The sequence below is a fragment of the Pseudoroseomonas ludipueritiae genome (assembly GCF_014490445.1).
Classification (GTDB): Bacteria; Pseudomonadota; Alphaproteobacteria; order Acetobacterales; family Acetobacteraceae; genus Pseudoroseomonas; species Pseudoroseomonas ludipueritiae.
The window spans coordinates 1-8202 of the sequence record NZ_JACTUZ010000181.1 but is presented as its reverse complement, the minus strand read 5'-3'; the positions used below and the strand labels follow the sequence as shown (position 1 = coordinate 8202).

The 8202-nt window shown below is 70.4% G+C and carries 8 protein-coding genes; 2 read left to right on the top strand and 6 right to left on the bottom strand.

The features are described 5' to 3' along the window. The 3 genes from IBL25_RS22815 to IBL25_RS22805 all read right to left on the bottom strand — a co-directional run. Window positions 1-766 (bottom strand): ABC transporter substrate-binding protein (locus IBL25_RS22815; protein WP_187780786.1); only part of this gene is annotated, 766 nt, incomplete at its 3' end. A 149-nt stretch (window positions 767-915) separates the two neighbouring features. Further along, window positions 916-1821 (bottom strand): sigma-70 family RNA polymerase sigma factor, encoded by a 906-nt coding sequence (locus IBL25_RS22810; protein WP_367615671.1) that lies wholly within the window; start codon window positions 1819-1821, stop codon window positions 916-918. 11 nt (window positions 1822-1832) lie between these two features. Then, entirely contained in the window at window positions 1833-2291 is a 459-nt protein-coding gene (locus IBL25_RS22805) for a carboxymuconolactone decarboxylase family protein (protein WP_187780785.1), read from the bottom strand. Window positions 2292-2460: 169 nt separating this feature from the next. On the opposite strand from IBL25_RS22805, the gene IBL25_RS22800 reads away from it, so the two are divergent. Next, window positions 2461-3375: an NAD(P)-dependent oxidoreductase gene (locus IBL25_RS22800; RefSeq protein ID WP_187780784.1), complete on the top strand. Its 915-nt coding sequence runs from the start codon at window positions 2461-2463 to the stop codon at window positions 3373-3375. Window positions 3376-3412: 37 nt separating this feature from the next. Here IBL25_RS22800 and IBL25_RS22795 read toward each other — a convergent pair whose 3' ends face one another. Then, window positions 3413-4420 (bottom strand): zinc-dependent alcohol dehydrogenase family protein, encoded by a 1008-nt coding sequence (locus IBL25_RS22795; protein ID WP_187780783.1) that lies wholly within the window; start codon window positions 4418-4420, stop codon window positions 3413-3415. A gap of 246 nt (window positions 4421-4666) precedes the next feature. Here IBL25_RS22795 and IBL25_RS22790 point away from each other — a divergent pair, with 246 nt between their 5' ends. Then, on the top strand, window positions 4667-6895 hold the full coding sequence (locus IBL25_RS22790) for a PAS-domain containing protein (protein WP_187780782.1): 2229 nt from the start codon (window positions 4667-4669) through the stop codon (window positions 6893-6895). Here IBL25_RS22790 and pdxA read toward each other — a convergent pair. Further along, the gene (pdxA, locus tag IBL25_RS22785; protein ID WP_187780781.1) at window positions 6892-7914 is read right to left on the bottom strand and encodes a 4-hydroxythreonine-4-phosphate dehydrogenase PdxA; all 1023 of its coding nucleotides are present in this window, start codon (window positions 7912-7914) and stop codon (window positions 6892-6894) included. The two genes, IBL25_RS22790 and pdxA, sit on opposite strands and share 4 nt — an antisense overlap. Next, the coding region (locus tag IBL25_RS22780; RefSeq protein ID WP_275296053.1) for a nucleotide-binding domain containing protein at window positions 7911-8202 on the bottom strand (292 nt) is incomplete at its 5' end. The genes IBL25_RS22780 and pdxA, both read right to left, overlap by 4 nt.

Sequence of the window (8202 nt, the reverse complement as noted above, 5' to 3'; positions counted from 1 at the left end):
CCATGGGCGCCCGCCCGCGCGGGCCCGGCGGCGCTGCCTCGGCGGCGGCGGCAAAGAGCCGCAGCAGTTCCGCCACAAGTTCCGGCCGCTGTTCCGCCAGTTCCCGCCGCAGGCAGAGCATGTGGTTGACCGGCACGATGCCGTGGCGCTGCCAAAAGGCCTCGGCCGCCGCCTCAGGGTTGCGGTAGACGGTGCGCAAGCCGGGGTCGTCCGGCACGTCATTGCCGACGATCACCCCATCCAGCTCGCCGTTGCGCAGCATGGCCAGCATGTCCTGGCCCGGCGCCGCGCGCTCGGCCCAGGGCGGGTCCTGGATCTCGGCGACATGGGCATCCTCGAAGGTCAGCCAGCGGATGGCATCCGGGGCGGGGCCGCCATCCTCGGCCAGGATGCCGCGCAGCCACATGCCGGTGGTCTGGCTATAGGCGCGCACGCCGATGCGCCGCCCGGCCAGGTCGGCGGGGCCATGAATGTCGCTGTCGGCGCGGCAGAGCAGGGCCGATTGCTGGAAGCGCGCCGCCAGCACCACCGGCAGCAGCACCAGCGGCTTGCCGCAGGCGCGGGCCTGCAGGAAGGTGGCGATGGCCATTTCCGAGACGTCGTAGCGCGCTTCCCGCACCATCGGCGCGAAGGCACGGCTGATCACCGGCACCTCGGCGAAATCCAGTTCCAGGAGATCGGAACGGAGGCTGCCGTCCTTCAGCGCCCGCGTAGCCGGATAGGTACCCATGGCGGCGCGGAGCAGGGTCCGGGTCTCTGCCTGCATGCTGCGTTTCCTCTGCCCGGCCGGTTCCCCGGCCCTTGCTGCGGAGGTTGGCCTACACCCGGCGGCATGCGCGCGTCCTATCGTTTCTCCCGGCCCGGCTATCACCTGCAGTTATAGCGGCAGGAGCGGCCGCGGCTGTCGCCCCGGCGTCAGAGCGGTGCCGCGCCGCCAAGCCGGCCACGCAGCGCAGCCAGCTTTTCCGGGTTCCGCATGACATAGATGGCGGTAATCCGGCCGCCCTGAACCTCCAGCGCCGTGGTCTGCGGCAGCCCGTCGGCTTCCAGCGTGACATAACCGGGAAGCGTGTTGATCCGCCCCAGATGCAGCAGGGGCGGCCGCCCGGCAGCCTTGCGCGCCAGCCCCGCGAAGAAGCGCCCCACCTTCTCCGCACCCAGCACCGGGTTCAGCGCGGCCGGGCGGATGCCGCCGCCATCGGTGCGCAGCACCACGTCCTTCGCCAGCAGCGCACGCAGCGCCGCGACATCACCGTCGCGGGAGGCCGCGAAGAAGGCGCGGGCGATGCGCTTCGCTTCCTCCTCGTCCACCGCATGGCGGGGGCTGCCTTCCCCCAGCAGGGCGCGGGCGCGGCTGGCCAGCTTGCGGCAGGCGGGCTCGCTGCGGTTCAGCAGGGTGGCGATCTCGGCGAAGGGTGTCTCGAAAAGGTCGTGCAGGATGAAGACCGCGCGCTCCGCCGGGGAAAGGCGTTGCAGGGTCAGCAGGAAGGCCACGGAGATATCCTGCGCCCGGGACAGGATGGCCTGCTGCGGCGGCTCCAGGTCGTCCACCACCGGCTCCGGCAGCCAGGGGCCGACATAGGTCTCACGCCGGCTGCGGGCGGATTTCAGGTGGTCCAGGCTCAGCCGCGCCGCAATCTTCAGCAGGAAGGCGCGGGGCACCTCCACCTGGGCGCGGTCGGCCGCGCTCCAGCGCAGGAAGGTCTCCTGCGCGATATCCTCCGCCTGCGCCAGCGAACCGGTCATGCGGTAGGCGAGCCCGATCAGCTCGCCCCGCATGGCATTGAAGGCACCGAGGGCATCATCGGGCGCGGCCGGCACCTTGCCTTGCCTCAGGCGGCGGCCGCGCGCCGCTGCGGCGGCACGGAACGGAAGCCGATGGCGATGCGGTTCCAGCTGTTGATGGTGCAGATCAGCAGGGTCAGCTTCACCTTCTCCTCCGGCGTGAAATGCGGCTCCAGCCCATCGTAGTCGGCATCGGGCGCCCCTGTCTTGGCGACCAGCGTCAGCGCCTCGGTCCAGGCCAGGGCGGCGCGCTCCCGCGGCGTGTAGTGCGGCGCCTCCCGCCAGGCATTCAGCAGGTAGAGCCGCTCCTCGCTTTCGCCGGCCTTGCGGGCGTCGCGGATATGCATGTCGATGCAGAAGGCGCAGCCATTGATCTGGGAAGCGCGGGTCTTCACCAGCTCGATCAGGCTGTGCTCCAGCCCGCTGGAAGCAACGGCGCGTTCCAGTTGCAGCATGGGCGCCAGCATCGCAGGCGCGGTGGAGAAATAGTCGAGCCTCGGGGTCATCGGTTCCTCATGCGTTGTCATCGGCAACAGGACGAGGCAGCGGGGCGGGATGTGACAGGCTTTCGCGGCGCGGGCGCATCTTTTCCCTCAGCGCAGCGGGCGGCCGGGCCCCTAGGCGCGGCGGCGGGCGCCTGTTACCGCTTCCGGCTGCCGTTCTGAAGGAGCCATCATGCGCGCCGTCTTCGTTGATGCGAATCCCAGCCTCGGTGCGGTCTTCCAGCGCCTGCGCCGCGCGGAGGACCCGGAGGTCACCATCAACCTCCAGCCCGATATCGTGCCGGAGCAATTGCCGGCCGTGCTGGCGGGGCATGAGATCGCCATCATCGACCATACCTCGCTGCCCACGAGCATTGCGAAGCAGGTGCCCTCGCTGAAGCACGTGGTCTTCCTGGGCACCGGCGCGCGCAGCTACATGAATCCGGAGGAGCTGGAGGCCGAATGCGGCATCCAGGTGCATATCATCAAGGGCTATGGCGACACCGCCGTGGCGGAGATGGCCTTCGCCTTGATGTGGGCCGCCGCCAAGGGGCTGGCGGGCATGGATGGCGCCATGCGTCAGGGCCGCTGGCTGCGCACCGATGGCATGGAACTCACGGGCAAGACGGTGGGCCTGCTGGGCTTCGGCGGCATCGGGGCCGAGATGGCGCGGCTCTGCGCCGGGGCGGGGATGAAGGTCATCGCCTGGAACCGCTCGCCCAAGGACTGCCCGGGCGTGGAATTCGTAAGTCTCGACCGGCTGCTGGCGGAAAGCCATGTGCTCTCCGTCCACCTGCTGCTGAATGACGAGACGCGCGGCTTCCTCTCCGCCGCGCGGCTGGCGCAGCTCCGCCCCGGCGCCGTGCTGATCAACACCGCCCGCGGCGCCGTGGTGGATGAGGATGCGATGATCGCCGCGCTGGAATCTGGCGCGCTGGGCCATGCGGGGCTGGATGTCTTCGACATCGAGCCGCTGCCCCCTGGCCACAAGCTTACGACGCTGCCGAATGTCACGCTTTCCGCCCATTCGGCCTTCCGCACGCCGGAAGCCAGCGACAACCTGGTGGAGGCGGCGCTGAACCACTGCCGCCGCATCCAGGGCGGGTGACAGGGCGCGGGGCCGCGCACCCCGCGGCCCGCTGGCCTCAGAACTCCAGCACGATCTTGCCGAAGTGCCGGCCGGCCTCCTGGTGGCGGAAGGCCTCGGCGATGTCGCCCAGGGGGAAGGAGCGGTCGATCACTGGCCGCATGTCACTGGCCTCGATGGCGCGGATCATCTCCCGCTGGTGCCGGTGGCTGCCGACGATCAGCCCCTGCAACCGCGCCTGCTTTGCCATCAGCAGCGCCGTCGGCACCTCGCCGGAGCGGCCGGTGAGGACCCCGATCAGGGCGATATGGCCACCGACGCGCACGGCGCGGATGGATTGCTCCAGCGTGCCGGGGCCGCCAACCTCGATGATCTGGTCGGCCCCACGCCCGCCGGTCCAGTCCTTCACGGCACGGCCCCATTCGGGCGTGGTGCGGTAGTTGATGGTATGCGCGGCGCCCAGCGCCCGCATCCGCTCCAGCTTGGCATCGGAGGAGGAGGTGGCGACCACCGTCGCCCCCATCATCCGCGCGATCTGCAAGGCGAAGACCGAGACGCCACCGGTGCCCAGGACCAGCACCACATCCCCCGCCTTGAGGCCGCCATCCACCACCAGCGCGCGCCAGGCGGTGAGGCCGGCAGTGGTCAGCGTCGCGGCCTCCGCATGGCTGTAGCCCTTCGGGGCCGGGGTGAACCAACTGGCGGGGCGGATCACCGCTTCCCGCGCATAGCCATCGACACCATCGCCCGGCACGGTGCGGAAGTCGCCCACCTCGGCCGGGCCATCCTGCCAGAGGGGGAAGAAGGCGGAAACGACATGGTCTCCGGGCGCGAAGCCATGCACGCCCTCGCCCACCGCTTCCACCACGCCCGCGCCATCGGACATCAGGATGCGGCCATCCTCGGTGGGAATGGCGCCATTGGCGACGGAGAAGTCATGGTAGTTCAGGGAACTGGCATGCACCCGCACACGGATCTCGCCCGCCCGGGGGGCGCCAGGGTCCGGCATCTCCACCTGTTCCAGCCGGTCCAGGCCGCCGGGGGCACGAAGCCTGATGGCTTTCATTCCGCTCTCCTCTCCGTATGGCCAACAGAGATAAGGGCAGGAAGGTGCCCGGCAACCGGCAGGCCGGCCATGCGGCATCAGCATGCTTGGCTTCGTGGCAATCCGCCCCATTTTCGCTTTTCATTCACGAACCAGGCGCGATCATCTCCCCGTGACATTCAACCGCTCCACCACCACCCGCCTTGGTGCCGCCCTGAGCGGAGCGCCACGCCGGCGCCCGGCCGCCTCCGCTGGCTGCCCGCTGCCATGACCTGCAGGCTGGAACAGGCCGAGGCCGCGCTGCAGCTCGTGCTGGCCATGCCGGGCGCGGTGGTGGTCTATGGCGCCGGGGGAGAGGTGCTGCTGGCCAATGCCGCCGCCGCGGCCATGCTCGCCATGCCGCCAGGAGCTTCCCTGGCCGGCATGACCGCCGCCGATGTCACGCGCCGGCTGGCGGAGCTTGGCTTCTATGGGCCGGGTGAGCGGGAGGCGCAGCTTCGCCGGGCACTGGACGCCGACCCCGCCGCTTCGCACCGCCGGCTGCTCTGCGCCACCGATGGCCGCTGGTACGAGATGGCCTTCCTGCCGCTGCCCGGGGGCCGCCGGGCCATGGTCACCACCGACATCACCCAGTACCGGCAGGCCGAGATCGCGGCCTGGGAGCGGCTGCGCCTGACGGATGCGGCGCTGCGCCAGAACCCCTCCGGCATCGGCATCTATGACCGCGAGATGCGGCTGATGCTGCACAACGACGCCTATGAAAGCCTGCTGAACGTCGCGCCGGGCAGCCTGCGCATCGGCATGTCCTTCGATGAGGTGACGGATGCCGTGATCTCCGGCATGGCCGGGGATGCCGAGGGGCAGGCGGGCTTCGAGGCGCGCCGCCACGTGGATCGCAGCCAGAGCAACCAGTTCCTGCATCTACGGTCCGATGGCGTCGCGATGCGCGCCATCAGCCAGCCGCTGAGCGATGGCGGCTTCATGGTGGTGCTGGAGGATGTCACGCCGCTGCATGCCGCCGAGGCGGAGGCCAAGCGCCGGGCCGACCTGCTGGATGCCGTGCTGGCGGCACTGCCGCACAGTGTCTGCGTCTATGGGGCGGATTCACGGCTGCTCATGGTCAATGCCGCCTGCCGCCGCATCTTCAAGGATGACGAGGTGGCGATCGGCGACCATCTGCTGGACACGCTGCGGCGGCGGGAGGAAGGCGGCATCTTCATGGACCGGCGCGACCCGGAGGAGACTTTCCGCCGCCGGTTCAACTTCAACCGCCCGCCCGTCATCCGCATGTGCGCCGATGGCACCGTGCTGACCGGCATCACCGCGCCCCTGCCGGATGGCGGCCATATCTCGGTGATCTCCGACATCACCGCCCTGCACCGCGCGGAATTCGAGGCCCAGCGCCGCGCCGCCCTGCTGCAGGTGATGATGGACAGCATGCGCCACGGCATTTGCCTCTTCGACCGGGACTGCCAGGTGGTGGCGGTCAACCGGCTCGCCTGTACGCTGACGGGCCTGAGCGAGCAGGAACTCGCCCCCGGCGCAGCGCTGGAGGACCTGCGGCGCATCCAGCTGGAGCGCGGGCAGTTCGGCGCCGGACAGGCGGGTGTCGACGTCTTCAAGTGGCGCGCGCAGCGGGTGGCGCCGAACTTGGAGGCCTATACCCGCGTGACCGCCGATGGCCGCTGCATCGAGGTCAGCACCGACCCGACGCCGGACGGCGGCTTTGTCCGCATTTATTCGGATGTGACGGCGGAGCGCCGGGCGGTGGCCGAGATCGAGCGCGCGCGCATCGCCGCCGAGGAAGCCAGCAGCGCCAAGACGCGCTTCCTGGCCACCATGAGCCATGAGCTGCGCACGCCGCTGAATGCCGTGATCGGCTTTTCCGAGGCGCTGGTGGATGAGGTGGACCCGCAGAATGTCCAGGAGTTCGCGAGAACCATCCTGGAAGCCGGACGCCACCTGCTGTCCCTGATCGACGAGGTTCTGGCGGTGGCCCAGGCCGGTGCCGGCGCGCTGCAGATAGAGCTGCGCCCGCTCTACCTGCCCAGCATCCTGGAGGGCATCCTGCGGCTGATGCGCCCGGCGGCGGAGGCAGCGGAGGTTTCGCTGGCGCTGGAGCCGCTGCCTGCCTTGCCGCGCGCCAATGCCGATGAACGGCGGCTGCGCCAGATCCTGCTGAACCTGACCGCCAATGCGCTGAAGTTCACGCCGATGGGCGGCAGCGTCACCCTCGGCGCCAGCCTGCCGCAGCCGGATGTGGTGGAGATCACGGTCAGCGACACCGGCATCGGCATCGCCGCCGACCAGCTCGAACGCGCCTTCGAGCCTTTCGTGCAGCTGGAAACCAGCCATGCCCGCCGCTACGGCGGCTCGGGCCTCGGCCTCTACCTCGCCCGCGCGCTGGCCCATGCCATGGAGGCCACCCTGGTGCTGGACAGCGAGCGTGGCAGCGGCACCGTCGCCCGGCTGCGGCTGAAGGCGGTGAAGCCCTAGGCGGCGGCGCGGCCGCGCCTGGGCGCCAGTTCCGCCGCCTGCTTCAGTGCCTCGACAAGGCTGCCATCATCCGCGATGCCCTGGCCCGCGATGTCGAAGGCGGTGCCATGGTCCACCGAGGTGCGGATCACCGGCAGGCCCACGGTGATATTCACCCCGGCCTCCAGGCCCATCACCTTCACCGGGGCATGGCCCTGGTCGTGATACATGGCCACCACGAGGTCGAAATCGCCCCGCGCCGCGCGGAAGAACAGCGTATCGGCGGGCAGGGGGCCATCGACCCTCCAGCCGCGGGCCTGGCAGGCCTGCACGGCGGGGATGATCTTTTCCTCTTCCTCGCCTTGGCCGAAGAGGCCGTTCTCGCCCGCGTGGGGATTGATGCCGCAGACGCCGATGCGCGGGGCGGCGATGCCGGCCTTCACCAGCGTCGCATGCCCGCGCGCGATGACGCGCTCCACCAGCCCCGGCTCGATCCGGCGGATGGCATCCAACAGGCCGATATGCGTGGTGACATGGATGACGCGCAGTTTCGGCGCCACCAGCATCATCGAAACCTCCGGCGTGCCGGTCAGATGCGCCAGCAGCTCGGTATGGCCGGGGTATTTGTGGCCGGCGGCGTGCAGCGCCTCCTTGCTCAGCGGGGCGGTGCAGATGGCATCGGCATCGCCGGCCTCCACCAGCCGCGTCGCGCGCTCGATATAGCGGTAGGCGGCCTCGCCCGAGAGCGGCGAAAGCTGGCCGAAGGGGTGCCCCGGCGGAATCAGCCCCAGGTCGATGCAGTCCACCCGGCCAGGGGCGAAGCGTGCCTCGGCAGGGGTCGCCAGGGCAGCCACGTCCAGCCCGGTGCGGACAATGGCGCCGGCTTCCCGCAGCCGCGCCGCGTCGCCCACCACCAGCGGGCGGCAGAGCGCCTGCACCTCCGGCCGCGCCAGCGCCTTCATGATGATCTCCGGGCCGATGCCGGAAGCATCTCCCATGGTGATGGCGATGACCGGACGGGTGGTATCCTCTGCGCTCATGCCGCTGTCTCCTCCTGAAGCCAGGCATGCAGGCGGCGCCGCGCATGCCCGATGATCTCCGTATCGCCGAAGCCGCCCGCCTTGGTCACCACCGGCAGCCGCCGGGCGCCGCGTGTCAGGCCCAGCGGCACGCCAGGCGCCACTTCCTCCAGCAGCCGGATGCCCTGGACACCCAGCCGCGACAGCAGGGCCCGGGCGGTTTCCCCGCCCGTGGCGAAGAGCCCGCCGGCGCGGGATGCCGCCGGTTGCAGCAGGGCCGCCAGGGCCTGCGCCAGCGCGGCGCCTTGG

Coding starts and splice junctions, on each gene's coding strand:
- IBL25_RS22790 (WP_187780782.1), top strand. CDS start 4,667: ATGACCTGCAGGCTGGAACAGGCCGAGGCCGCGCTGCAGCTCGTGCTG.
- IBL25_RS22795 (WP_187780783.1), bottom strand. CDS start 4,420: ATGAAAGCCATCAGGCTTCGTGCCCCCGGCGGCCTGGACCGGCTGGAA.
- pdxA (WP_187780781.1), bottom strand. CDS start 7,914: ATGAGCGCAGAGGATACCACCCGTCCGGTCATCGCCATCACCATGGGA.
- IBL25_RS22800 (WP_187780784.1), top strand. CDS start 2,461: ATGCGCGCCGTCTTCGTTGATGCGAATCCCAGCCTCGGTGCGGTCTTC.
- IBL25_RS22805 (WP_187780785.1), bottom strand. CDS start 2,291: ATGACCCCGAGGCTCGACTATTTCTCCACCGCGCCTGCGATGCTGGCG.